Raw genomic sequence first — 26,337 nt, forward strand, 5'->3', positions numbered from 1 at the left:
ATAGCTTAATTTTATACCTGTTCTTATATCAAATGCATATTAATAGATAATACTATATAAGAACTAGAAGTAACTCTATATTGACCTTAAATTTTAAATACAATCTTATTTATGCAAAAACACAAATGCGGCTGGTGCTTAGGCGACCCTCTCTATGAAGCCTATCACGATAACGAATGGGGTGTTCCACTACACGATGAACAACTCTTATTCGAATTTCTTGTACTAGAAACTTTTCAGGCTGGGTTAAGCTGGATTACGATTTTGAGAAAGCGCGATAATTTTAGAGTTGCTTTTGACAATTTTGACTATAAACGTATTGCTCAATATAATGAGGCAAAAAAGGAAGCACTTTTACAAGATGCCGGAATCATACGTAATAAGTTAAAAGTAAATGCTGCAATAGTCAATGCTCAAAATTTTATGATGATCCAGGAAGAATTCGGGAGTTTTGATGAATATATCTGGGGTTTTGTAGCAGGCAAGCCTATCCTGAATTCCTGGTCCAATCATAAAGATTGTCCTGCCAATACCGAGATTTCTGATACGATCAGCAAAGATCTAAAAAAACGAGGCTTTAAATTTGTAGGTTCTACCGTGATCTATGCTTTTATGCAAGCTATAGGTATGGTTAACGATCATGAGGTGAATTGTTTTAGATATAATGAGGTATAGTTCTGAGATTAGCGAGTTGTCAAATTGAGTGGTTTTTTGCAATGACCTCCCTACAAATTCAAGATGACTTGACTTGTGTAAGAAAATCTCGTCAGTTTAAGTGTTTTTGCGATAGCAAAATGTATCGAAAACAAGTGATTTTCTTATATCAAACAAGTGTTTATCCTTTATCTTTGTTATATGGTTTTTCTGATGTGGGTTCTTTACAACCACAGGGTAATTCGTTACGGTAGTCACAATACAAAGTGATTTCCATCTTTTTATCGTTTTTATGCTTATTGTAAAAATCTTTAAGATTGATAGAATACCTTTTTTCTCCATTTACCTTAAAGTATATCTCATGATGAAAAAGAATATCGTTTAAGATCGTTACTTCGCAATCCAAAAACTGCTTGCTTTGATTGGGCGTTACTTCATCCTCATAATACGGCAAAAACAACCTTGTTAAGGGAGGTATTTTCCTGTTTAATGATCCAATACCTGAAGCACCTTGAGCATCGTTGTATACCTCTTTGTCCAACCAAGGAAAATCTTTACATTCTACTTTAAAAGGAACAACATCTACCTTCCATAAATCAAAAGAAGCATCAAAAACGACAGGGATGTATTTAATTTTCACGAGTTTTAAAATGTCGTAATCCAGATATACGCTTTGTACAGGTTTGTCCCCCTTAAACACAAACTCATCAGGCGTTACAATACCTATGTCATATTGGGTATTTGGAGTGGGTTTTCCTTCTTTATTTCTAAGAAACACTGGTGGTGATGCAATGTAATATTTAGAAACGTAATAGGGTGCATTGGTTTTTTTGTCAATTTGATATCCATACGGCAGGTTTGCAAACACCTGGTTTTTTGTATTCCATTGTAAACCATTGGGTGCCTCACTCCAGTTTTCAGTGCTGTTATTGGATATTATGGTATTACACCCAAATAAGGTTACGCCTTGACTACTGTATTCTTTTTGAGGTTGTATTTCTGAAGACCCCACATTAAAGTTTATATACCCTGTAGTAGTAGAAGGCAATGTATTTTGAGCCAATAAAGCCGAAGAAAATAGTAATAACGCAATAGTAGTTAGGAATGGATGTTTCATAGAGTTAGGTTTATATTTAGCGAGTGGTAAATGCTTTTCGGTTTACAGGTAACAGTATGTATATATTAAAAATACATCTATACTTCATCTAATCATGTACAAGCATATAACACACAGTTATTTTCTACTTACTTTATTTTAAAGTAAAGGAAAATTCCCCGGAAAACAAAAAGGAATATAAAAACAAGGATTTAAATTTGTAGATACTATTTTTCCGTTAGCAAATATTTAAAACAACATTTCGGTAACATTAATAATCATTACCAGACTTATAGATAAACATAAATAAATGAAAATCGTCATTAGCACAGTAATTTTGTTAATATCTGTTCAACTTTCTTTTGGACAATCGCGAGCAAAAAAAGTTGATTCAATTTGTCAAGCAATCCAAAATAAAAATCCCGACGTCGCCATTAGTATAGGTTTTATAGACAACGAGAAAGAATATTTTTTCAATTATGGAAAAATAAGTCAGAAAAGTAAAATGAAAGTTGACGAAAACACAATTTTTGAAATCGGTTCAATTACAAAATTACTTACAGCTAATTTAATGGTACAAGCCCAAGATGAAGGAAAATTAAAAATTGACGACTTTATAGACAACTACCTACCGAACGAATACATACTGTCTGAAGAAATAAAAAACAAACTTAAAATTTCAGATTTAGCTTCACATCAATCAGGTCTGCCAGATTTTGATTTTGGTAAACTTATCGAATTGAATCCTAAACAACCATTGAACATAAACAAAGAGGTCATTCATTCCATTATCAACGATAGTACAGAATTATCAGATTATGGAAATTATAGATACTCGAATATAAGTTATGTTTTAATGGGTATTATATTAGAAAATATCTACTCAAAGAGTTTTGATACATTGGTAAAAGAAAAAATACTCGTTCCTTCAAAAATGACAAATACTTTGACGACAGATTTCAATGTTAAAAATAAAGTTATTGGACACGATATGAATGGAGTTGAGCAAGATTATTTTGTTTGGAATCCATTATTTGCACCGGCAGGTTTGTTAAAGTCCAACACATCGGATATGACAAAATTACTAAAGGTCCTTTTATCGAATAAAGGAAAAATCGGAAAAGCAACCGCAATTACGGAAAAAACGTTTTATAAAAATACCAAAATGGAGATAGGTTTTGGACAAGAAATAGAACGAAACGGAGATGACACTTTCTTTTATAAAGCAGGAGACACATTTTCCTGTTCCTCAATTGTTGCTTACGACAAGAAAACTAATTGGGCAATTGTTATAATGATAAACCAAAAAAATTCTGATTTGATACGAGAATTGATTAATACGATTTATAAACAAGCCTTGAGATAAAAAACGATTGCTAACAACACAGCATATGAGTGACCAAAAATTAACTGTTCATTTTTTTATATTTAAAAAGAAGAAAGAAATCTACAATTTACCTCCATACGACAGATCTCCAGCATCTCCAAGGCCAGGAATAATATAGCTTTTACTATTTAGTTTATTATCTACTGCCGCAATCCACAGATGTGTATTATCAGGAAATATGGTATCAGCATAGGCAACACCAGCATCAGAACCAATCACAGAAACTATATGGATTTGTTTGGGTTTTCCGTGAGATGCAAGTGCCTTAAAAGTATTTTCCAACGTTTTGCCAGTAGCCAGCATAGGATCTGCTAGGATCAAGGTTTTATTATCCAAGGATGGTGAAGCCAGGTAGTTGACCACAATATCAAAATCATCCTGATCTTCTTTATGATCTCTATATGCAGAAATAAAAGCATTTTCTGCTCGATCAAAGTAACTTAACAGTCCTTGATGTAATGGCAATCCTGCTCTTAATATCGAGCATAATACCAATTCACCTTCTGGAACCGAAATTTCTTTGGTGCCTAAAGGGGTTTGTACTAATTTGGTTGTATACTCCAGTTTTTTACTCAATTCATACCCCAGAACCTCTCCAACACGCTCTATATTTCTTCTAAAACGCATGGTATCCTTTTGTATCTGTACATCTCTAAGTTCTAATACAAACTGATTTAATATCGTGTTTTCTTCTCCTAAATTATGAATGATCATGTATGTGTATTGGTTTGAGTTTTGGCATATCTTTTAACCTATCTAAGGTACGTCATATTTATAGGATCAAACTTGTTGTGTATGATATTTTTATTCAAAATTCGTCAATTCGAGTGCTTCAACCGAAGGAAGAAGTTTATCGAGAATAGGATTTTGGGTTAAAAAAGCTATTCTCGATAGATCCTGAAACGAGTTCAGGGCATTCGAATTGATGCTTTTTGTGCAACCTCCATAATGTACAATGATCTTATTAATATCATTCTAAGCCTTATTCTAAAAACTTAACAAACTCATTTCTTGGAATTTCTCTGGCTCCCAAGCTTTCTAAATGATCTGTATGTACCTGGCAATCGATTACTTTTGTGTCTTTTTCTTTTAAAAATTCTACCAGTTTAATAAATCCAAATTTAGAAGCGTTACTTACTTTTGTAAACATACTCTCTCCACAAAACACTTTTTTATCCTCAAGCCAAACTCCGTATAACCCACCTACAAGAATGGTATCTTTCCATACCTCTACAGATATCGCATATCCTAATTCGTGTAGTTTGAGATAAGCATTTTGCATATCATTAGTAATCCAGGTACCATCCTGATCCGGACGTTTTATCACAGCACAATTCTTTATGACTTGTTTAAAATCTTTATTAATAGTAACCTCAAAATAGTTTTTACGGATTAGCTTGCCCATATTTTTACTGATTCTGATTTCTGACGGAAACAGTACCATCCTTGGGTCTGGACTAAACCATAAGATGGGTTGTCCTTCATTATACCAAGGAAAAATACCGCTATGATATGCTTTTAATAACCGATCTGTAGAGAGATCTCCTCCTATAGCTAACAGACCGTCTTCATTGGCATAGGATATGGGCGGAAAATCTATAGAATCTGTGAGAATATACAAAACAAAATAGTAAATGTTTCTACAACGTTAAATATCAATTAGTTGTTTGAATTAACCAAAAAAATCGCAATATTTGTTAAGACCTTTTAAGATAAATTTTGTTCATCATTGCTTTTTTGAGTTTTATTAAAAGGTTAACCTAAAACCACAATATGAAAAGTCCGATACATATGTATCGGACTTTTTGCTTTTTATCTTAATTCTGAACTATCAGAAAATCTACCTAGAATGGTAAATCATCATGGTCTTCTTCTGATAAATCTGTTGCTGGCTCAAAAGCATCAGCAGGAGGCATTGGCTGCGCTCCAGCAGGTGCTGCTGCCTGTTGTAGATTTTCTATTCTCCATCCTTGGATAGAGTTAAAATATTTTGTCTCTCCTTGTGGGTTTACCCACTCACGACCTCTAAGGTTAATGCTAATCTTTACATCCTGACCCACTTGAAAATTGTTCAATAAATCACATTTATCCTGAACAAACTCTACCATAATATGCTGTGGATATTGCTCATCAGTAGTAACTACTATTTCACGTTTTCTAAAACCATTGTTTCCAAAGGTTTGTGTCTCACCGACCATCTTTACTTTACCTTGTACTTCCATTTTAATGTATTATTTTTTTGCTGCTAAAATTTTCCAGGCAGTATCTATATCATCTTGATCCAGATAATGTTTCGCAAATTTATGAATTTCTATCTGGTTAGCGTCCTGAATTTTAAGCATAATATCACGATTGTTATTAACAAACGTAGTTCCTTCTTTATCAGTCGGTATTTCTTCTGTATTTCCTAATTTACCTAAGTCATTACCAGTAAAAATTGTACTGTTTCTTATATTCTCTGGCAATGCATCTACTCCAATCCCCATTGTACTTAGTGGTTTTGACACTTCAAACATTCCCAAATTAGCTCGCGAATACCAATTACCACCCATACGGGCAACTTGGTCAATCTTATGCTGATCAATTCTACCATCTGCATCCAGTACTTCTTCTTTTACATGCATTAAAAGCACCTTGCAAATAATCAAGTTCCCCGCACCGCCTTCTTCTCCCAGCGCAACTACTTCATTTACCTTACATTCAAATTGTACGGGTGATTCTTCTACGCGATACGCCTTTACTTTTTCTGAAGGCAACATGGTAAGTCCCGATTTTTCAAATTCGTTAACCCCTTTAGGATATTCTGTACTGGATAATGACATCTGCTGTACAATATCATAATTCACAATATTAATCACCACCTCTTTGGTCGCCAAAGCATTTTCGAGCGTATGCTTTGTCGTATTATTTCTAACTCTTCTAGCAGGTGAGAAGATAAGAATAGGAGGATTGGCACTAAAAACGTTAAAAAAACTAAATGGTGATAGGTTAGGATTACCTTCTGCATCAATGGTACTGGCAAAAGCAATAGGTCTTGGACCAATAGCACCTAATAACATACCGTGTAACTTTCCTATAGCAACTTGTGTGGGATCAATTGTAATCATATATCTTTATATCTTCAACAAAGATAGCTAAAGTTTTATGTCTAAAAGGGTCCCGATTTAGTTTTTGGTGTACCGATAAAAGGCAATAAAATAGTTTTAAACCGTTATATTTAAGATTAGATTAACACGAATTTTGTATGAATTTTTCTGACGAGCGTAATTTACCTAGTTACTTTATTATAATAGCAGTTTTAGTAATAACAGGTCTCGTTTTATGGAACACATCCTTATTCCTTCAAAAACTCAAAAGTGACGAAAGTGATAAGATGCAAGTTTGGGCACAATCCTACAAAGCATTGGACAGCGAGCAATCAGATGATTACCTGGATTTAACTTTACTCATATTTGGGACAAACAGCACAATCCCGATCATCATTACTGATTCTGAAAATCGTTTTATAAGAGACTCTTTGGGAAACATTGATACTCGTAATTTTAAAAATCTTCCCGAAAGCATTATAGAAGATGAAGAAGAATTACAATCTTATCTTAACAAAATACAATCAGAAAACCCACCTATTGAATTAGATTTAAAAGGAACCGTTCAATATCTAAACTTCGGAAACTCGGCTATTCTGAAAAAATTAAAATATTACCCAATTGCCATTGTATTGATCATTTTCTTATTGATAGGTGTTATTTATTTCTTTTTTACCACCTCTAAAATCAGTGAACAAAATAAGCTATGGGCTGGTATGGCAAAAGAAACCGCGCACCAGATAGGAACCCCCTTATCTTCATTAGTAGGGTGGAATGAAATTTTGAAAGCAGAACATGTAAACCCTGAGTACATTGTAGAGATCGAAAAGGATATAGAACGATTAAAAGTAATCACAGAACGTTTCTCTAAAATAGGTTCGATCCCAAAACTTGAAGAACTAGATATTATTACAGAAACCAGAAGTGCTTATACCTATTTACAGTCCAGAAGTTCAAAGCTTATCAATTTCTCTATTGATTTGCCAGAAGATCCGATCTACGTATCGTTAAACTCTCAACTATATAGCTGGACTATCGAGAATCTTGTAAAAAATGCAATTGATGCCATGCGTGGTAAAGGCGACCTTAATGTAGATTTAACAGAAGATACAAAACGTGTATTTATCAGGATTAAAGATACTGGTAAAGGTATCCCGAAAAGTAAGTTTGCAAAAATCTTTGAACCTGGATATACCTCAAAAAGTAGAGGATGGGGATTAGGATTATCATTATCTAAGAGAATAGTTGAAGAGTATCATATGGGTAAAATAAGAGTGCTTAAATCTGAAATTGGTAAAGGCACTACATTTCAAATCACACTTCGCAAATCTGATCTTGCAACATAACAATATTTGAGTAAATACGTTATTAATATCTGATAAACCGTATAAAGCATCTTTTTTATTTACAGATGGTAATTAGAAAAAGATCTAACTCAAACCCAATAAAGTGAAAACCGAATATATTATTCTAAAAGAAGCAACACTGAATAATAATTGCCCGGAATGCTACTCTACTGAAAGTATAAAACTATCTTTTAAGCAAAGAAGGCTTACTTCTAAACTTGTGATCAAAACCAAAGGAACCATTATTGAAAGTATGAATTGTGCAAAATGCGAAAATCAAATCTTCCCCGGACAATGGACCAAGGATATAGAACGAGTGTACGAGTATCATAAAAAGACAATTACTCCCAAGTCGTCTTCTATACGTTTTACAGGGTTATTTTACTCTTTAATAGCTTTAATTATACTTTTTATAGGAATAGGATACTTATATCTCAACCATCCAGAGTTATTGGGGATTTCATAAAAGTATTTCTTCTTGTTGTTAGTTGTTTTTTAGATCAAAAAACTATTCTCGATACATTTTATCTTCACTTTATTACGATAAAACACTAGAATAGATGCTTTTTTATACGATTTTAAGTTAAGTATACAACAGATAACTTCTATTGATATTGCGACATAATTTGTCTCAATTCTTCTGTAATAGGAAAAGTTTTATCAGTATTAAAATCAAAGCAAACAGCTACATCTCTTCCTTCTGCACATAAAACCCCATCATCATTATATAATTTATGATACAACCCAAAACTTGAGTTTTTCATAAATTCAAGTTTCGTTTTTATGGTTACATTTCCTGGAAAAAACAACGGGTTTTTAAAATCACAATGTGTAGATACCAGCATGGGTCCTTTCTTGGTCTCTGCATATAATTTTGCTAATCCTGTTACTTCCCAGAACTGAACACGTGCACTCTGCATATATTTCATGAAATTTACATTATTAACGTGTTGATAGGTATCCATTTCGCTCCAATCAATACGAAGTTTCAGGGATAATTTAAATTCTGAATCTTGCATCATTACATATTAGATTGAATATTTGCAGCTAGTGCTTTAAATTCATCTTCATCCATTGATACTTTGTGTTGAAATGTCATTTCTTTCATGTCGTTCAACGGGATCAAATGCACATGAACATGAGGCACTTCTAATCCTACAACAGCAATTCCCACACGTTTACAGGGCACAGTTTTTTCTATTGCTTTTGCTACTTTACGAGAAAAACGCATCAGCTCTACATACGTATCTTCATCAAGGTCAAATATTTTATCTTCTTCTTTTTTGGGGATGCAAAGTGTATGCCCTTTAGCATTAGGATTAATATCCAAAAAAGCAAAGAAGTTATCATCCTCCGCCACTTTGTACGACGGAATCTCGCCATTGGCGATTTTAGTAAAAAGGGTAGGCATTGATTAAATTTTAGTCGGTTTATTCTTTCGAAATATAGCTCTTTTATAGTTAAGTCGAAACCATAAAAAAACCTTTCTTCAAAATTGAAGAAAGGCTATTTATCATTTTATGGGTTATTTTTTACTCTCTAGTGATTTCTACCACATCAAACTTCATAATTCCATTAGGAACCTGAATCTCTGCTACCTCGCCAACACTTTTTCCTAAAAGCCCTTTTCCGATTGGAGAATCAACTGATATTTTACCGGTTTTTAGATCAGCTTCACTTTGAGCCACTAATTTATATGTCATTTGGGCCCCATTTGTCTGATTTTTAATCTTTACCGTAGAATGAATTAACACTTTGGACGTATCTAATTGAGATTCATCAATCAGTCGCGCATTAGCCAATGTCTCTTCTAATTTAGAGATTCTCATTTCTAATAATCCCTGAGCTTCCTTGGCTGCATCATACTCGGCATTTTCACTTAAATCCCCTTTATCCCTAGCTTCAGCGATAGCTTGAGAAGCCTTTGGTCGTTCGATATCCTTAAGCTGGCCAAGTTCGTTTCTTAACTTTTTTAACCCTTCTGCAGTGTAATAAGATACTTTGCTCATAACTTCATCGTTTATATAAATACAAAAAATCCCATAGGGATGGGACTTTAACATAACAAAGATAATAAAAAAATAAACCGGATTACATTTTTACGTAATTTGGCATCCAAATACAATAATATTTAAGATTCTATGAAAAGGCTTGCATTTTTAATATTCTCTCTACTTACACTTATATCTTGCGACAGTGATGATCGTGTTAACAATTCTTTTTTACCTAATGTAGCGGTTAATTTTGAAATCAACCTCAACTTACCAGAATACGATAACCTTGATTTTCCAGGAGGGCATTTTGTAGAAACAACGGCAGGGAGAGGAATTAGAGGAGTTATTTTATATAATGTAAATGATCAGCAATTTACTGCCTTTGAATTGAGTGATCCTAATCACTCACCAAGTTCTTGTTCATCACAATCAGTAGATGGTATTATCTCAACCTGTAACTGTAATGATGGTAACAGTTACAATATAGTTACCGGACAGCAAACCGCAGGAGAAGGTCAGTTTGGATTAAAAAGCTATAGAGTACAAAAACAAGGAAATACCTTATTTATTTCTAATTAATACAATGACAATCCTTGTGTAAGATTCATTAAATCAAGATCATCTCTATGTTCTGAAATTATTTGTATTGCTTTTTTACTGCGAACACCTGATTGACAACAGACAACAATAGGTTTTTCTGAACTAATTTCTGAAACCCGCTTAGAAACTTGATCTAATGGTATATGCATCCCTCCAATATTAAATTTATCAAATTCTAATTGTGTTCTAACATCTAAAATTTGATAGTTCTCAAGGCTTTCTTTTAATTCAGAAACCGAGATCTCATTTATAACCTCTGAATCAATCCCACAAAAAAAGTCATAATCGTTTTCTAAGGTATCGATTTCTATATCTTCGTTTTTATGGAAACTTATTATCTGTTGTTGCAGGGTTAAGGTGTCAAAATATAATAGTTTACCATTAAGGACTTCTCCTAAACCAGTAATCATCTTAATTACTTCATTTGCCTGAAGGCTTCCTATAATCCCTGGCAATACACCCAAAACTCCGATATCGGAACAATTAGGAACTGCACCAGGCTCAGGAGGATCAGGAAACAAACAACGATAGGTCGGGCCATTTTGATAGTTAAAAACTGAAACCTGACCTTGAAATTTAAATATAGATCCAAAAACCAGCGGTTTATCTGCTAATACACATGCATCGTTAACCAGATATCGAGTTGGGAAGTTATCGCTTCCATCGACTATAATATCGTATTCTAAAAAAAGATCTAATGCGTTTTCTGAATCTAATTTTTCGTCATATACTTTAAAAAACACAAAAGGATTCAGTTTTGACAAACGTTTTGCTGCAGATTTAGCTTTAGAGATTCCGACATCATCTATCGTATACAATATTTGCCTCTGAAGATTGGTTTGGTCCACAACATCATTATCAATTATGCCAATAGTTCCAACACCCACTGCTGTAAGGTATTGTAAAACAGGACAGCCTAAACCACCTGCTCCTATTACTAAAACTTTTGCCAATTTTAATTTCTCTTGTCCTTCTGTACCAATCTCATCAAGAATAAGGTGACGATTGTATTGTATTTTCTCTTCTGTATTTAGCATATGTGGCAACCAGGCTTTTCTTATTACAAAATTAAGTAAATAATCAACGGTTTGTGTTTTACAATTTTATTGTTTTATTTTTAAACCTTAATTATCAATACTCGATTCTTTTACTACTTAACAACATTTATGAAATTATTTAAAAAATCGATAGATCCCAACTTATTAATAGCTGTGGGGGTTCTTATTGCAAGTTTTTCTGCTCTTTTTGTTTATATGCGTCAAGCTTCAATTATGAGTGAGCAAACCGAAATACTCTTAAAACAAACAAAAGCAAACTCTTGGCCTCATTTAGATTTATCTTTTTCGTATAATAATCCCAAAGAAATCGAATATAAAAGGTTTTCACTTTCGGTTGTTAACAAAGGGATAGGCCCTGCAATTATACAAAATGTTACTATCTCTTATAATGATATGAATATTAAGAATTGGAATGAACTTTATACAGAATTAAAAATACCTGATTCTGTGCTTCAATCGGGACATGCCTATTCTTCTGTAAGTAATAAAGTAGTATCCCCTAACGAAAGTATTCAATTTGTTGATTGGTCTGGAAACAAAGAATTAATGCGTATTCTTCGTAAAAATGCCGGGAAAATAAAAGTTAGTATTTGTTATAAATCAGTATTTGATGAATTTTGGAAAGTAGAGCGAACCGGTTTTGATGGTGTTACAAAAGAAATAGTGTATTCCAGACCAGAAACTTGTTCATCAAGCGGTACTTCTTTTGAGGACTAAAATTACTTCCAGTTATTTGCCCAATCTTTCCATACTACTTCCAGACCTTTTGATTTTAACATCGTAACGACATCTTCAGTAGATCGTTCGTCTGAGATTTCAAATTGCTCGAGTGATTGAGGTTCGACGACATATCCTCCTGGATTTGTTTTGGATTCAGCACTGATTGAGGTAATTCCTAAATTGACAATATTCTCTCTAAATACTTCACTTTCTCTGGTTGACATGGACAACTCTACATCTTCATCCAATAATCGAAAAGCACAGATTAATTGTACTAAATCTGCATCTGTCATAGCTACCTTAGGTTCTAAACCTCCACTATGCGGTCTTAATCTTGGAAATGATATCGAGTATTTTGTTTTCCAATATGTTTTTTGCAAGTATTGTAAATGTAATGCTGTAAAAAAACTATCTACTCGCCAATCTTCTAGCCCAAAAAGTGCTCCTAATCCTATTTTATGAATTCCTGCACGGCCCAATCGATCCGGAGTTTCCAGGCGATACTCAAAATTAGATTTTCGTCCTTTTGGATGGTGTTTTTTATATTCTTCTTTATGATATGTCTCTTGATATACTAATACAGCATATAAACCATTCTCTATTAACGACTCATAATCTGGTTGATCTAATGGCTGAACTTCAATAGTAATATTGGCAAATCTGGATTGTATGAGCTGTATCGCATTATTGATATAATCTACTCCGACGGTTCTATTAGCTTCTCCCGTAACTAAAAGGATATGATCATATCCTTTGGATTTCAAGAAATCTACTTCTTTTATGATTTCTTTATCAGTTAAAGTTCTACGCGGAATTTTATTGGTCATACTAAACCCACAATAGGTACAGATATTCTGGCATTCATTGCTTAAATACATAGGAGCATACATCTGGATCGTGTTTCCAAATCGCTTTTTTGTAGTCTGGCTACTCATTTGTGCCATCTGCTCCAGGAATGGTTTTGCAGCAGGTGATATCAATGCTTTAAAATCTTCCAGATCTCGCTTTATAGCATTCAAAGCTCGTATAACATCAGATTCTGTCTTAGAAAAAATGTCTGAGAGTGTCTGATCCCAGTTATACTGATCGAATATATTTTTGAAGGATTTTTCTTGGGCATCTGGTATCAGGTATTGGGTACTAGTCATTATATTATAGCTTTTACCAAATTAAACAACATCTTTCTTATCATAACTACTTGATTCAATAAATCAATTGCTTGCGTTTCTTTTAAATAATTCAAATCTTTTGATAAAATCAAAAGATATTCTACTTCTGAGGTTGAAGCTGAAGCAATTCTCAAAAATCTTGCAAATTCTTTATTTGAGTCATGTCCACAACCTTCAGAAATATTGGTCGGAATTGAAGCAGAAGCTCTTCTTATTTGTGATATAATTCCAAATTTTTCCTCACTTGGAAATTGTTTGGTTATATCATAAATCAATAAACAGAGTTCATGGCTTTTTTCCCATACTTTTAATTCTTTGAAATCCCTCATTTATCTATGTTTTACAATTGATTTCTGAAACCCGAAACCCGAAACCTTTTTTAACTTTCCGTCAAAAAACTCGTTAATGGACTACTTGCTTCTGCGTGTTGTTTTACTGGAGCTAATCTTGCATTAAAAGCTATTCTTCCTGCTTCTACAGCCATTTTAAAAGCTTCTGCCATTGCCACAGGTTGTTGAGATACTGCAATAGCGGTATTGACTAAAACTGCATCTGCCCCAATTTCCATAGCATGAGCAGCATGAGATGGGCTTCCTATTCCGGCATCTACAATAACCGGAACATTGCTTTGATCAATGATAATTTCTAAAAACTCTAACGTTTTTAATCCTTTATTACTTCCTATTGGCGCTCCCAATGGCATTACACATTGTGTTCCTACTTCTTCAAGACGTTTGCACAATACTGGATCTGCATGAATATAAGGCATCACTACAAATCCAAGTTTTACCAGTTCTTCTGCTGCTTTTAAGGTTTCAATAGGATCTGGTAATAAATACTTAGGGTCTGGATGAATTTCTAGTTTTACCCAATTGGTTTCTAAAGCTTCTCTTGCTAATTGTGCTGCAAAAACAGCTTCTTTAGCATCTCGGACACCTGAGGTGTTAGGTAATAGATTAATTCTTGAATGATTTAAATGGTTTAATATGTCATCATTCTCATTATTAACATCTACTCGCTTAAGTGCCACCGTAATCAATTCACTCTCTGAAGCTAATAAAGCATCTCTCATTAATTGAGAAGAGCTGAATTTTCCTGTTCCTGTAAACAATCTTGATGAAAATTCTTTATCAGCAATTTTTAGTTTATCCATTTTTTAAGCTTTTAGCTATTTGCTTTTAGCGGTTGAGCTATCAGCATTCTAATATTTTCTATTTTTTGTTCTAAGTCTTTCTGATCTGTCAACATTCCTGAAACGGCTATTCCTGATACTCCGGATTGTATTAATGTTTCGATATCTTCTATTTTGATTCCTCCAATTGCTACAATCGGGATTTCAGAGTTTTGATTTCTTATTTCTGAAAGAATTTCTTGATATCCATGAGCTCCAAGTATTGGGCTTAGTTTCTTTTTAGTAGTTGTATGCCTAAAAGGACCAAGACCTATATAATCTACCTTATCTACTATATGTTGCATACAATTTTCTAAGGTATTCGCCGTGCCGCCTATGATATAATTTTCTCCCAGAACTTTTCTTGCTTCTATTGGATTCATATCTTCTAACCCTAAATGCACACCATCTGCCAAAGCTGCTTTTGCCACTCCAACATTGTCATTTATAATCATAATTGCATCGTATTGATCACAAATCTCTCTGCATTTTAAAGCCGTATTTAAGTATGTGGCCATATCGACATCTTTAAGACGCAATTGTATCCAACGACCTCCAGCCTTGCAGACTTGCTCTATATTATAAAGATGATCTTCTGGTGTATTTCCTTGTGATATATATTGAATTCTAATCATTAGCTTTTAGTAATTACGCATTCCTTTACAGTATCTATTTAATAATTTATTTACTTCAATTTCCCAGCTCATTTCTTTCTTTATAACTTCTATATTCTATGATATCCTAACAACGTTTTATTAGAACTTAATACTTTTTCAGTATACCTTTTTGCTTTAAAACACGCTTTTAGCAATGGAAATCCCAATGCTATATTAGTAGCAATAGCTGAAGAAATAACACATCCACTACCGTGTTTTTCTGAGATGTTTTGTCCTTTAGGGTTTAGCAGAAAACGCTTCCCTTTTTTAATAAACAATTCATCTTTCCCAATATCTTCTTTTCTATGACCTCCTTTTAGAAACATATTAGTTTTGGCACTGATATGATCTATTGTTTCTTCAATTGATTTGCCGTTGTATAACTTTTCAATTTCTTGATAGTTTGGGGTTACCAGGTAAATTTTTTCAAGAATTTCATCAAATAGAATCTCGGTAGAATTTTGGTTTTTATCGGGATTACTCGAATTGATATTAGGAGAGTGAAAATCAAAATCTGAACTTGATCTTAATATCGGGTCTAAAACAATCTTTACTTCAGGGTTAATTTTTAATAAAACATCAATAATATCGTTTAGTATTTTCCAATCTTGAACAATCCCAATTTTTACAACACCTATATCAAATCGATCATATAAAAGCTCTATTTGACTTTTTATCACCTCAACAGCCGTCCAATGACAAGCTTTAAACTCAACATCATTCTGAACAGTATTTGCAGTACAAACCGACAATCCATATCCCTTTAACGCTTCAATTGTTTTAATATCTGCGGTAAGTCCTGCTCCATTTGACGGATCAAAACCTGCGATAGTTAATATATATGGACGGTTTTTCATTCTTAAGTTAGCTTTTAGCAGTTAGCTCCTGGTTACTGGCATATAGTTTTTAGTTTATCATAAATTACTTTAAAGCTTTTTAAAGAATCATCTGTATTCCAAATTCCTCCTAAAACTCCAACTCCTTTAAATCCCAGATCAAATGTTGCTTGTAAAGTATTTTCATTAATACCTCCCATTCCTATCACTACTTCATCCAAATCTGTAACATCAAATCCTTTACCTTTATATCCTGCTTTAGAAATTGATCCAAAAACCGGACTTAACAATACATATTCAAAATCTGCATTACAAGCTACTATAGCTAACTTAGAGTGAAAGGAACTCGTTACCGAAAATCCTTTATTCTTATAAACCTGAACAGTCACATTAAGAGCATCTTCGAGATCTAATCGTGCTTGTTCTTGTAAATGAATCCCTCTTAATGTATAATCCATTGTTAGCTCTGGAAACTGATGGATCATAATCCTGCTATGATATTTTGCATCAATTTGATCCAATAATGCACGATACCCATCTATTGTAAATGTTGGTTTACGCAAATGCAATATTTTTAAACCTGCATCAAATAAATTATTGATCTGTTCAGCTTCGTTTGACAATGGTTTTTCTGAAGTAAGCACAATTAACATTTTTTACGGTATTTAGTTTGGGGTATCAGAGGTATGATCTTAGGTATCGAGCGTTGGCACAATAACTGACACCCGATACCTGATTATCTATTTTATAAATATACTTCGCTTCCTTTTTCTTTGAATTCTTCAGCTTTCTCCTGCATTCCTTCTTCTAATGCTTTTTGATCATCTATTTCTTTTTTTGCAGCATAATCTCGCACTTCTTGAGAGATTTTCATCGAACAGAATTTTGGACCACACATACTGCAGAAATGTGCAATTTTTGCTCCTTCTGCTGGTAAAGTCTCATCATGATATTCTCTCGCTAGTTCTGGATCTAACGAAAGGTTAAATTGATCCTCCCATCGGAATTCGAATCGAGCTTTACTTAAAGCATCATCTCTATGCTGCGCTCCTGGATGTCCTTTTGCTAAATCTGCAGCGTGTGCTGCTAGTTTATATGTAATTACTCCTGTTCGTACATCTTCTTTGTTAGGCAACCCCAAATGTTCTTTTGGAGTTACATAGCATAACATCGCAGTACCATACCATCCAATCATAGCTGCTCCAATTCCTGAAGTTATATGGTCATATCCAGGCGCAATATCTGTCGTTAAAGGACCTAATGTATAAAAAGGTGCTTCTCCACAAGCTTCTAATTGCTTATCCATATTTGCTTTGATCATATGCATCGGCACGTGTCCTGGTCCTTCAATAAATGTTTGCACATCGTGTTTCCAGGCGATCTTTGTTAATTCTCCAAGTGTTTCTAATTCGGCAAACTGAGCTTCGTCATTAGCATCTGCAATACAACCAGGACGTAATCCATCTCCAAGAGAAAAAGCTACGTCATAAGCTTTCATAATCTCACATATTTCTTCAAAATGTGTGTATAAGAAACTTTCTTTATGATGCGCTAAACACCATTTTGCCATAATTGACCCACCACGAGAAACGATTCCTGTAATTCGTTTGGCAGTCATAGGTACGTATGCAAGTCTTACTCCTGCATGGATCGTAAAATAATCTACTCCTTGTTCTGCCTGCTCGATCAATGTATCTTTAAAAATCTCCCAGGTAAGATCTTCGGCTTTCCCATCTACTTTCTCTAATGCTTGATAAATAGGTACGGTCCCAATTGGTACTGGCGAATTACGTATGATCCATTCGCGAGTTTCATGAATATTCTTTCCTGTAGAAAGATCCATAATATTATCTGCTCCCCAACGACATGCCCAAACTGCTTTTTCTACTTCTTCTTCTATACTTGAGGTAGTAGCTGAGTTACCAATATTAGCATTTATTTTTACTAAAAAGTTACGCCCCAAAATCATGGGTTCACTCTCTGGGTGGTTAATATTAGAAGGTATCACCGCTCTTCCTCTTGCTACTTCTTCTCTTACAAACTCTGGTGTGATTACATCAGGAATACTCGCTCCAAAATCTTGTCCTGGATGTTGTTTAGAAAGGCGTTTAACCTCTTGAAGTTTCTGATTTTCGCGAATAGCTACATACTCCATCTCAGGAGTGATAATTCCTTGTTTTGCATAATACATCTGCGAAACATTCTTTCCTTCTTTTGCTCTTTTAGGTTTGCGAATATGATTGAATCTTAGATGATCTAAACTTTCATCGTTTAATCGTTCATTACAATACATAGAAGTAAAACTATCTAACTCTTCTATATCACCACGATCTTTAACCCATTGCTCACGAATTGGTTCTATCCCATTATGTACATTTATCTCTTTTGACGGATCTGTGTAAGGGCCACTAGTATCATAAACAGTTACTGGTTGATTAGGAGTCTTTTTCCCAGAAAAGCTATCTACCGTATCATCCAGTGCTATCTCACGCATTGCTACACTGATCTGTGGGTGGATATTTCCTGAAACATAGATCTTTTTAGAATTAGGAAATGGTTTGGTAGTAATTACTTTTTCTTGTGGTGCTGTATCTTTTTTCTTCATAATTATTGAGTTCTGAGCGAGTAGCTCTTAGTTTTTAGTAATTAGTTTTTTACGTTTTATTGTCTTAAAAAAAATTCTATCCTCCTTGAGTAGCTTGTATGATCGTTATATGATCATCGTTTTTTACTACGATCTGATTCCAGGTTTCTTTAGAAATAACTTGATTATTTATTGCTACGGCAATTCCTTTGGGAACAATAGCTAACTGTTCTAACAATTTTTCTATCGTACTATTTTCAAGAATAGACTTTGATTGATTATTTACGTTTACGGTCATCTTTTTTAGATTAAATCCATAAACTCTAGGTAGTAAGTAACTCTTTACTTTGAAGAAAAAAACAAGATATATAATCAAATTACAATATGATTCTATCTCGATCTTTAACTTTTCCCTACGCTGGTATTAACCAAATCAGGTTCAAAGGCTATTTCTCAAACTATTACTAGCTACACCTAAAGTTTCAAATACAAATATGTGTAATTAAAATGTAATTTACACAGAAAACCGCAACTATTTGATTCAATTTTATTTATCTTTAATGCTTTAAACAGCATACTTGTTTTTCAAATATAAGTTTTAAGTAATGGTATTGCTGTTGTTTTTGATTCCTGATATTTATCTACTACCTCACTCACTATCGGGATTAATAGATTTAATGTTTTTAAAGAAAAACAATTAAACTAGTAAACCCTCTTTTAAACATTTTTTACACTTTAATTTCTATTGTTTTGAAACAAGATTTGAAGACAAAAGGATTTATGGTATATAATAATGTTGTAACCAAAATAACACGATATAATGAAACGAAAACTATTAGTTGTATTCTGTTTAGCATCAATTCTAAACGGGTCATTAATTGCACAAGAAAACAAAGAAACTATTAAAAAACTCCCTAAAATAGAAAAGGATACACTAACGACTACAAGTAATCATAATATTGCAGAAGAAAAAGACCGGAGAAAAGAATTGTATAAAACAGAAAAAGAGCGATATAAAGAAGTATTAAAACAAAAGGAGCAAGAACGAAAAAAAGCAGAAAAAGAAGCTCGTAAAAGAGAAGCGGAAGCTATCCAGGAAGAGAAAGAACGATATAGAAAAGCATTAAAGCAAAAAGAACAGGAACAAAAGGAAGCAGAAAAAGAAGCTATAGAAAATGAATCCAGAGCTATAAAAAAAGAAAAAGAACGTCATAAAAAAGCCTTAAAACAAAAGGAAAAAGAGCGTAAAGAAGCTGAAAAAGCTGCTCAAAAAGCCAAAAAAGAAGCTTTTAAGGAAGAAAAAAGAAAATATAAAAAGGCTTTAAAAAAAAGAAAAGAAGAACGTAAGAAAGCAGAAAAGGAAGCTAAAAAACGAGAAAAAGAAGCCAAAAAAAAGGAAAAAAAACGTTTTAAAGATGCCTTGAAAAAAGAATCTAAATGAGGTTAATAAAAATTTAATCTTAAAAAAATCTTATTAACTTTTTTGAATAATCAAGAGGGGTACTAATTTGTAAAACAGTACCCCTCTTGATTATTTTAAATAGTATGTTTGTTTAAAATTTTAGTGTTGCTCCTAGTAAGAAATTAATCCCTGCCTGTGGATAAAATCCTGCGCCTTCTACTGTAGTGATTGTACCTGGATTAGAAAAATCATCATCAAACGTAAAAAAGTATCCGTTAGAAACATATTCTAAATCAAAGACATTATTAACTAAACCGGTAAGTACAATAGATTTAAAAACCGGAATGTTTTTTATTTCATAAACTACATTAAGGTCATTGGTAAAAAAACTATCTAGTTTTGAAACCTCACTATCAATATTACCCATATACTGTTCTCCAACAAACTTAGACAAAAATCCTAACTGAAGGTTTTTAACGGGTTGATAGATAATCATATTTCCAGCCACAATGTTAGGAGAGTACGATATATTAGTGTCTCCTAAATTTACCAGGCTTCCATCTCTAGAAGTAACAAAATCCTTATTTTTATTTGCACTGATGGCAATATTAGGTTTGACTATAAACTTGTCTGAAAGTGTAATATCAGCATCTATTTCGATTCCCAAACGATAACTTTCTCCACTAGTGGCTCTAATAGGAGCTCCCACATCATCTAATGCTCCAGTTAACACTAATTGATCTTTATACCACATATAATACAGGTTTGTATTTATAACGGTTCTTTTCTTATTAAACCTCCAACCTAGTTCTATATCATTTAGTCTTTCTGCTGTATCGATTCCGTTTTCAAAATCACTTCTGCGGGGTTCTCTATTCGCTCTTGCATATGATACATATAATTGGTTAGTTGCATTTACTTGATAAGTAGCTCCTAGTTTTGGATTAAAGAAATCATAATTTTCATCTATTTCTAATAGAACTCTATCTGAAGTATCTCCTGTAGTTTCATAATTCAGGAAACGCCCTTGAAGATCTAAAAACGCACTCCATTTATCATTAACCCTATAGGTAGCCTTACCAAAAACGGTAAATTCTTTTTTCTTTCCGTTTCCAAAATAATAATTATCTCTGATCTCTGATCCTCCTGCATTTTGTGCCCAAATTACTTCTCCAAAATGATCACCATCATACAAACTATAAAAAGCTCCAAAATCTATATCTACCACATTATTCTTATAATTAGCGGATGCATTCACCACATAAAAATCATTATCTAGCCATCTGCGACGAATCAAGTCGGTAGTATTAATAGTTTCACCACCAATCACAATAGGTGTAAAGTCATAATCTGCAAAATCTTCATCTTCTCTATATTGTTCAAAAAACCCTCTTCCGTAAGTATAATTAAGACCTAGATTAGTTGACCAATTATTATCATATTTTTGGTTCCAATGTAATTGATAATGATCCTGCTTATAGTTATCTACTTCATTGTCATAAAAGCGAGTAGTTCCATTTTCATCAGTATATTGACCTGCTGGATTAAAAGTTCTGTCGGTTTCTAAAGTAGCTGCATCAATACCAAACCAGGATTGGTACGTAATCTCATGTCCTCCAAAAGCAATCGCTTTGATCAATGTACCATCATCGACATATGATCCTTGTAAGAAATACGATTTTAAATCAGAAGATGCTCGATCAATATAACCATCTGATGCTATTGCAGATAATCGACCGGCTATCTCTATATGATCATTAAGTAATCCTGTACTAAATTTTACATTATGCCTTCTGGTTCCAAAAGATCCAAAGGAGTTTGAAATTTCGCCATTAGCTGTTTCAGAAACTGTATCTGTTAATAGGTTTAAACTTGCTCCAAAAGCTCCAGAACCATTTGTAGAGGTTCCTACTCCTCGTTGTAGCTGTAAGTTCTCTATAGAGGATGCAAAATCAGGAAGGTTTACCCAAAATGTCCCTTGACTTTCTGCGTCATTAAACGGTATTCCGTTTAAGGTTACATTTACTCTGGAAGCATCACTACCTCTAACTCTTATATAGGTATAACCAATTCCAGTTCCAGCATCAGTTGTTGTAACTACACCAGGAAGATAATTTAATAAAATCGGAATGTCTTGTCCTAAATTGCGCGTTGCCAACTCTTCTTTGGACAAGTTAGAATGTGTAATAGGAGAATCTGCATCTACACGAACAGATTTTACCAAAACCTCTTCAAGTTTTTCTGTTTCTACCGGTATAGAATCTGTTTGTTTTTCCTGAGCAAATGCGCTAATGCTCAGTAAGAAAATTGTAAGACAAAATAATACGTTTTTCATCCGTAAAAATTAATACGAATAAAAGGGGTCATTATTCTAAAGTTAAAAATGATTAAATATAATGACACACATGGTAAAAGAATATATTTCTATTTACCACCTCATCAGTCACAAAAAAGATAAATTTTATCCTTTTTATTCCGTAGTCCCTTGGCAGCATTATCCGCCCAGGTTCATTGGGTATGATCTCAGCTTTTTCCTAAAAATTAATTCAGGATTTCAGCACCCCTTTGAGATTTCAGGCAAAAGTACTGTGTTTTGTTGATTTATCGTAACTTTATTAGGTATAAAAACAATGCATTGCCTTTTTTGAAGTTATAGCTAGTATAATGATTAATACTAAAAGATCTGTTACGTTTAAAATTATTGCAGGGTATTTCCTCGCTGGAGTGCTTGCATTGATTTCTTTTTGGGTTATCAAAAGTCAGGTGAATAATTATACTCAAATCACCAAAATTGAGCCCGAAAATGATGAAAAATTCTCTTTATTAGGAGAGGTTATAACTGGACTCTATGAAGCAGAAAGTTTAACTCGTAATATTATTCAAACCTCTGATGAAAGCAAGTTTGATAACTATAAATCTAAAATCGATAGTATTCTGACAACCATAAATAAGGTTGCCGAAATATCCTATGATACTTTACAGTCCAAAAAAATCGATAGTATCAAAACACTTATCGATAGCAAAAACAAAAACTTAGAACAGCTCATTGAAATATATAAACAACGTAAAGAAAAAGGGCTACAAGAGAATGTAATTGATGAGTTAAAAAAATCTAATGAAAATTTTGGGAACTACTCAAATTATAATGACCGATTCAGAAAATTTAATCCTCACGCCAAAAAAGCAATTATTGCCTGGCTTGAGTATTCTAAAAAAGACAATGAAGAACGATTAACCAATCAAACTATTGACTCATTAGCTTCTACTTTTTACAATGCTCTACTGGAAACAGAATTGAAAGAAAGAAATTATAAACGTCAAATCAAAGCCAGAGAAAATAAGCTGTTAAAAAATGATCAGATTATATCTAAGCAGTTAAGAGATCTTTTGGCAGCAATAGATTTAAATGAAAGAGAGCAATATATTGAACGGTTAGATGCCTCTAATCGTGTATTAGAAAAAACTTTTAATATTATTGTAATTATTGCCTGCATTAGCTTAGTAATAGCGATTATATTTCTTTATCTAATTACTAAAGATGTTTCTAAGAGTCAAAAATATCGTAATGAACTTGAGAGAGAGAAAAGCTATACCGAATCCTTATTAAAAACTCGAGAATCTTTAATCACCACGGTTACTCATGATCTTAGATCTCCTTTAAACACTGTTATTGGTTATTCGGACCTTCTGGAAAAAACTGATCTAAACAATAAGCAAATGCATTATTTAGGTCATTTAAAGAAATCTTCTGATTATATTCTTCATTTGGTAAATGATTTATTGGATTTATCAAAATTAGAAGCTGGTCGAATGATAATCGAAGAGCTCCCATTTTGTCCGGAAAAACTAATAGAAAATACAATTTCTAGTGTTATACCGGTCCAGGATAAAAAAAATCTTGATGTACAGATTGTTGCTGATGCTCAACTTAAAAAACAATACCTCGGTGATCCCTTTAGGATTAAACAGATATTAACCAACCTGGTTCACAACGCATATAAGTTTACAGACCAAGGGGCTATTATAATTAATTGTAATATTATCGAAAACGGTTTGGCCGAAAAACAATTACTTATTTCTGTTAAAGATACTGGTATTGGAATTACCGAAGAACAACAACATCGTATCTTTGAAGAGTTTTCTCAAGGTGATGATAACACCGAAAAAAGATATGGAGGTTTTGGTCTTGGCCTGGCTATTACTAAAAAAATAATTAAACTTCTTGATGGAAATATCACTCTAAAAAGTGAACTTGATAAGGGGAGTGAGTTTACGATTTCAATCCCCATCAAACTATCTCACTCTCTAATACCAGAAGACGAGCCAGAAGTTATAGAGTTTCAGAATTTTTCTAACAAAAAAGTATTGATTATTGATGACGATCCTAGTCAACTAGCATTAACAAGTGAAGTAGCATCCTTAGCTGGATTATCTTATGATGTATGTGAAAGTGCCATAGATGCTATAGCATTTTTAGAAAAACACAGATATAATCTGATTCTTACGGATATTCAAATGCCAAAAATGGATGGCTTCAAATTATTAAATGCTATAAAAAATGATGACAAATTATCAAATATCCCGGTAATTGCCTTATCCGGAATGGCTAATACTTCTGAGTCTGATTATAAAAAAGCAGGGTTTGCAGGAAGTTTACGTAAACCTTATGCCCCAAAAGAATTAATAGATCTTATGGCAACTATATTAAGTATAAATCCAGTAGATTTTGATGAGATTACAGTGAATGGAGATACTAATGAAGAATATTCTCTTAATGACTTAATCCTCTTTGCTCACGGAGATTCAGATTCACTTTATGCGATACTGGATACTTTTTATGAGAGTACAATTAATAATCTAAAAGATCTAAAAACAAAAATAAAAAATGAGGATATAGATCAGATTAAGAAAATTGCACATAAAATGCTTCCTATGTTCAAACAGATTAAAGCAAAAGAAGTAGTTCCTGTACTTAGAAAACTAGAGCATCCTGATCAATATAATCTGAATATTATTGAAATACTTAAGTTAGCTAACGAAGGTGTTCTTAAAATTGAAGATCTTATTAGTAAGTTACAAGTTGAAAACTAAAGACTAATATCGTATTGTTTTAATTTATTATAAAGTGTTTTACGATCTATAGAAAGCATTCTTGCTGCTTTTGCTTTATTACCATTAGCTTTTTCTAATGCATCCAAAATCAACTCCTGTTCGTTTTGATTTTTAAACAACCCATATGTTTGTTTGTCTCTATGAGTAGCATAAGCAACATCATTAGGTAAAACATCTAAGGTAATCATATCCTTTTGTGAAAGTAAAACAGATCGCCTTACTATATTTTTTAATTCTCTAAGGTTTCCTGGCCAATCATACTTTTTAAAAGCTTCTAATACTTCATCTGTAAATCCAACCACATGTTTTTCTAGTTCTATATTAGATCCTTCGAGAAAATGATTGGCAAAAAGCATAAGATCCTCGATACGATCTCTAAGCGGTGGAACTTTTATAGAAAATTCGTTTAATCGATGATATAAATCTTCTCTAAATTCTCCTTCTTTTACCGCATGACTCAAATCCTCATTCGTAGCCACAATAACTCGTATATCTACATCTATTTCTTTATTACTCCCTACTGGTTTTATCTTTCGTTCTTGAAGTGCTCGTAATAATTGCACTTGTAGTTCGTAACTCAAGTTTCCTATTTCATCTAGAAATAAGGTTCCTCCATTGGCTGCTTCAAAATGACCTACTTTATCATTTACCGCTCCTGTAAAGGATCCTTTTATATGACCAAAAAATTCACTTGAAGCTATTTCTTTAGGAATAGCACCACAATCAACGGCTACAAAAGGTTTATCTGATCTTTTACTAGCTTTATGAATACTACTGGCCACATATTCTTTACCCGTTCCGCTATCGCCTATTACTAACACAGACATACGAGTAGGGGCTACCAACGCTACATATTCATTAAGTTTTTTGGAAGCATCGCTTATTCCTTTTACAAAAGAATTTTCTGATTTTTCTATAACCTTTAACGGCTTAGAAACTTTTGTTTCTTTTATTTTTTCAACCTTAGAATCGGTAAGCAACGCTTTTTCTATAGTCTGTAAAATAGTATCTGGATTAAAAGGTTTGGACACATAATCAAAAGCTCCCTGCTTGATAGCATTAACAGCCATATTGATCTCTGCATAACCTGTCATAATAATTACCGCAGTGTTAGGGTTTTTATTATGTATTTCTTCTAACAAAGTAATACCATCTCTATCTGGCAACCTCACATCGGTAAGTACAATATCAAATGTATTATCTTCTATTTGAAGAATAGCTTCGTTTCCGGAAAATGCAGTGAATACTTCATAATCCTTCTTCTCTAAAAAAGTTTTAAGCATTGTGCAAAAAGCAACATCATCCTCAACTATAAGTATTCTTGACATCTTGTAAATAATAAAAAAAGCTATTTCATAAAGTTAAACATTAAAAATGTCAGGTTATTATATATTCTCATATAAAACATTAAAAAATAAAAAAGAGACTCTTGGGATTGAGTCTCTTTTTAGCACTAAACAACTTTA

General features: G+C 33.1%; 27 protein-coding genes and 1 riboswitch. Of the genes, 8 read left to right on the forward strand and 19 right to left on the reverse strand.

Features of this window, described 5'->3' with window-relative positions; genetic code table 11:
• The first annotated feature begins 111 nt into the window (after nucleotides 1–111).
• A complete protein-coding gene (locus U0D62_RS05330) occupies nucleotides 112–675 on the forward strand; it encodes a DNA-3-methyladenine glycosylase I (protein WP_322194316.1) in 564 nt (187 codons plus the stop codon).
• 160 nt (nucleotides 676–835) lie between these two features.
• On the opposite strand, the gene U0D62_RS05335 is transcribed toward U0D62_RS05330, so the two are convergent.
• Nucleotides 836–1,771 (reverse strand): hypothetical protein, encoded by a 936-nt coding sequence (locus U0D62_RS05335; RefSeq protein ID WP_322194317.1) that lies wholly within the window; start codon nucleotides 1,769–1,771, stop codon nucleotides 836–838.
• A gap of 289 nt (nucleotides 1,772–2,060) precedes the next feature.
• On the opposite strand from U0D62_RS05335, the gene U0D62_RS05340 reads away from it, so the two are divergent.
• Nucleotides 2,061–3,116 carry a serine hydrolase domain-containing protein gene (locus U0D62_RS05340; protein ID WP_322194318.1) on the forward strand — a complete coding sequence of 352 codons (1,056 nt, stop codon included), beginning with the start codon at nucleotides 2,061–2,063 and terminating at the stop codon, nucleotides 3,114–3,116.
• Between the two features lie 81 nt (nucleotides 3,117–3,197).
• On the opposite strand, the gene upp is transcribed toward U0D62_RS05340, so the two are convergent.
• The 4 genes from upp to U0D62_RS05360 all read right to left on the reverse strand — a co-directional run bounded on the left by upp (nucleotide 3,198) and on the right by U0D62_RS05360 (nucleotide 6,244).
• Nucleotides 3,198–3,851, reverse strand: coding sequence for a uracil phosphoribosyltransferase (gene upp / locus U0D62_RS05345; protein ID WP_322194319.1), 654 nt, complete (start codon nucleotides 3,849–3,851; stop codon nucleotides 3,198–3,200).
• Nucleotides 3,852–4,119: 268 nt separating this feature from the next.
• Nucleotides 4,120–4,758 (reverse strand): leucyl/phenylalanyl-tRNA--protein transferase, encoded by a 639-nt coding sequence (gene aat / locus U0D62_RS05350; RefSeq protein WP_322194320.1) that lies wholly within the window; start codon nucleotides 4,756–4,758, stop codon nucleotides 4,120–4,122.
• Nucleotides 4,759–4,981: 223 nt separating this feature from the next.
• Nucleotides 4,982–5,359 (reverse strand): DUF3127 domain-containing protein, encoded by a 378-nt coding sequence (locus U0D62_RS05355; protein ID WP_322194321.1) that lies wholly within the window; start codon nucleotides 5,357–5,359, stop codon nucleotides 4,982–4,984.
• A 9-nt stretch (nucleotides 5,360–5,368) separates the two neighbouring features.
• Nucleotides 5,369–6,244: a flavin reductase family protein gene (locus tag U0D62_RS05360; RefSeq protein WP_322194322.1), complete on the reverse strand. Its 876-nt coding sequence runs from the start codon at nucleotides 6,242–6,244 to the stop codon at nucleotides 5,369–5,371.
• A 137-nt stretch (nucleotides 6,245–6,381) separates the two neighbouring features.
• On the opposite strand from U0D62_RS05360, the gene U0D62_RS05365 reads away from it, so the two are divergent.
• Nucleotides 6,382–7,569 carry a sensor histidine kinase gene (locus U0D62_RS05365; RefSeq protein ID WP_322194324.1) on the forward strand — a complete coding sequence of 396 codons (1,188 nt, stop codon included), beginning with the start codon at nucleotides 6,382–6,384 and terminating at the stop codon, nucleotides 7,567–7,569.
• 103 nt (nucleotides 7,570–7,672) lie between these two features.
• Nucleotides 7,673–8,035 (forward strand): hypothetical protein, encoded by a 363-nt coding sequence (locus tag U0D62_RS05370; protein ID WP_322194325.1) that lies wholly within the window; start codon nucleotides 7,673–7,675, stop codon nucleotides 8,033–8,035.
• A 139-nt stretch (nucleotides 8,036–8,174) separates the two neighbouring features.
• Here the strand turns inward: U0D62_RS05370 and U0D62_RS05375 are convergent, their stop codons facing one another.
• The 3 genes from U0D62_RS05375 to greA form a co-directional block, all read right to left on the reverse strand.
• Nucleotides 8,175–8,591: an acyl-CoA thioesterase gene (locus U0D62_RS05375; RefSeq protein ID WP_322194326.1), complete on the reverse strand. Its 417-nt coding sequence runs from the start codon at nucleotides 8,589–8,591 to the stop codon at nucleotides 8,175–8,177.
• A complete protein-coding gene (locus U0D62_RS05380; RefSeq protein WP_322194327.1) occupies nucleotides 8,591–8,980 on the reverse strand; it encodes an HIT family protein in 390 nt (129 codons plus the stop codon). Before U0D62_RS05380 ends, U0D62_RS05375 begins: the two co-directional genes overlap by 1 nt.
• A 121-nt stretch (nucleotides 8,981–9,101) precedes the next feature.
• Nucleotides 9,102–9,578 carry a transcription elongation factor GreA gene (gene greA, locus U0D62_RS05385; RefSeq protein WP_322194329.1) on the reverse strand — a complete coding sequence of 159 codons (477 nt, stop codon included), beginning with the start codon at nucleotides 9,576–9,578 and terminating at the stop codon, nucleotides 9,102–9,104.
• Nucleotides 9,579–9,710: 132 nt separating this feature from the next.
• Between greA and U0D62_RS05390 the strand changes: the two genes are divergently transcribed.
• Nucleotides 9,711–10,142 (forward strand): Rieske (2Fe-2S) protein, encoded by a 432-nt coding sequence (locus U0D62_RS05390; RefSeq protein WP_322194330.1) that lies wholly within the window; start codon nucleotides 9,711–9,713, stop codon nucleotides 10,140–10,142.
• Here U0D62_RS05390 and moeB read toward each other — a convergent pair.
• Nucleotides 10,139–11,200: a molybdopterin-synthase adenylyltransferase MoeB gene (gene moeB / locus U0D62_RS05395; protein WP_322194331.1), complete on the reverse strand. Its 1,062-nt coding sequence runs from the start codon at nucleotides 11,198–11,200 to the stop codon at nucleotides 10,139–10,141. The genes U0D62_RS05390 and moeB overlap by 4 nt on opposite strands.
• A gap of 129 nt (nucleotides 11,201–11,329) precedes the next feature.
• Between moeB and U0D62_RS05400 the strand changes: the two genes are divergently transcribed.
• Complete coding sequence (locus U0D62_RS05400) at nucleotides 11,330–11,938, forward strand: hypothetical protein (protein WP_322194332.1); 609 nt, start codon at nucleotides 11,330–11,332, stop codon at nucleotides 11,936–11,938.
• Nucleotides 11,939–11,940: 2 nt separating this feature from the next.
• On the opposite strand, the gene thiH is transcribed toward U0D62_RS05400, so the two are convergent.
• The 8 genes from thiH to thiS form a co-directional block, all read right to left on the reverse strand.
• On the reverse strand, nucleotides 11,941–13,089 hold the full coding sequence (thiH, locus tag U0D62_RS05405) for a 2-iminoacetate synthase ThiH (protein ID WP_322194333.1): 1,149 nt from the start codon (nucleotides 13,087–13,089) through the stop codon (nucleotides 11,941–11,943).
• A complete protein-coding gene (locus U0D62_RS05410) occupies nucleotides 13,089–13,439 on the reverse strand; it encodes a four helix bundle protein (RefSeq protein WP_322194334.1) in 351 nt (116 codons plus the stop codon). The genes thiH and U0D62_RS05410 overlap by 1 nt, the downstream gene beginning before the upstream one ends.
• Before the next feature lie 50 nt (nucleotides 13,440–13,489).
• Nucleotides 13,490–14,263 carry a thiazole synthase gene (locus tag U0D62_RS05415; RefSeq protein WP_322194335.1) on the reverse strand — a complete coding sequence of 258 codons (774 nt, stop codon included), beginning with the start codon at nucleotides 14,261–14,263 and terminating at the stop codon, nucleotides 13,490–13,492.
• Between the two features lie 11 nt (nucleotides 14,264–14,274).
• Nucleotides 14,275–14,916, reverse strand: a complete 642-nt coding sequence (thiE, locus tag U0D62_RS05420) for a thiamine phosphate synthase (RefSeq protein WP_322194336.1) — start codon at nucleotides 14,914–14,916, stop codon at nucleotides 14,275–14,277.
• An 89-nt stretch (nucleotides 14,917–15,005) separates the two neighbouring features.
• A complete protein-coding gene (locus U0D62_RS05425) occupies nucleotides 15,006–15,794 on the reverse strand; it encodes a hydroxymethylpyrimidine/phosphomethylpyrimidine kinase (RefSeq protein ID WP_322194337.1) in 789 nt (262 codons plus the stop codon).
• 32 nt (nucleotides 15,795–15,826) lie between these two features.
• Nucleotides 15,827–16,426 (reverse strand): thiamine phosphate synthase, encoded by a 600-nt coding sequence (locus tag U0D62_RS05430; RefSeq protein WP_322194338.1) that lies wholly within the window; start codon nucleotides 16,424–16,426, stop codon nucleotides 15,827–15,829.
• A 92-nt stretch (nucleotides 16,427–16,518) separates the two neighbouring features.
• Entirely contained in the window at nucleotides 16,519–18,378 is a 1,860-nt protein-coding gene (thiC, locus tag U0D62_RS05435) for a phosphomethylpyrimidine synthase ThiC (RefSeq protein ID WP_322194339.1), read from the reverse strand.
• A gap of 76 nt (nucleotides 18,379–18,454) precedes the next feature.
• Nucleotides 18,455–18,655 carry a sulfur carrier protein ThiS gene (gene thiS, locus U0D62_RS05440; protein ID WP_322194340.1) on the reverse strand — a complete coding sequence of 67 codons (201 nt, stop codon included), beginning with the start codon at nucleotides 18,653–18,655 and terminating at the stop codon, nucleotides 18,455–18,457.
• 95 nt (nucleotides 18,656–18,750) lie between these two features.
• Nucleotides 18,751–18,843: riboswitch (TPP riboswitch) on the reverse strand.
• Between the two features lie 334 nt (nucleotides 18,844–19,177).
• Here thiS and U0D62_RS05445 point away from each other — a divergent pair.
• Nucleotides 19,178–19,798: a hypothetical protein gene (locus U0D62_RS05445; protein WP_322194341.1), complete on the forward strand. Its 621-nt coding sequence runs from the start codon at nucleotides 19,178–19,180 to the stop codon at nucleotides 19,796–19,798.
• Between the two features lie 112 nt (nucleotides 19,799–19,910).
• Here the strand turns inward: U0D62_RS05445 and U0D62_RS05450 are convergent, their stop codons facing one another.
• Nucleotides 19,911–22,094, reverse strand: a complete 2,184-nt coding sequence (locus tag U0D62_RS05450; RefSeq protein WP_322194342.1) for a TonB-dependent receptor — start codon at nucleotides 22,092–22,094, stop codon at nucleotides 19,911–19,913.
• A gap of 329 nt (nucleotides 22,095–22,423) precedes the next feature.
• Here U0D62_RS05450 and U0D62_RS05455 point away from each other — a divergent pair, with 329 nt between their 5' ends.
• Entirely contained in the window at nucleotides 22,424–24,850 is a 2,427-nt protein-coding gene (locus U0D62_RS05455; protein WP_322194343.1) for an ATP-binding response regulator, read from the forward strand.
• Here U0D62_RS05455 and U0D62_RS05460 read toward each other — a convergent pair.
• The gene (locus tag U0D62_RS05460; protein WP_322194344.1) at nucleotides 24,847–26,199 is read right to left on the reverse strand and encodes a sigma-54-dependent transcriptional regulator; all 1,353 of its coding nucleotides are present in this window, start codon (nucleotides 26,197–26,199) and stop codon (nucleotides 24,847–24,849) included. The genes U0D62_RS05455 and U0D62_RS05460 overlap by 4 nt on opposite strands.
• Nucleotides 26,200–26,337: the final 138 nt, after the last annotated feature.

Origin of the sequence: Aquimarina callyspongiae (genome assembly GCF_034322225.1) — a bacterium.
In the GTDB taxonomy this organism is placed as follows: domain Bacteria; phylum Bacteroidota; class Bacteroidia; order Flavobacteriales; family Flavobacteriaceae; genus Aquimarina.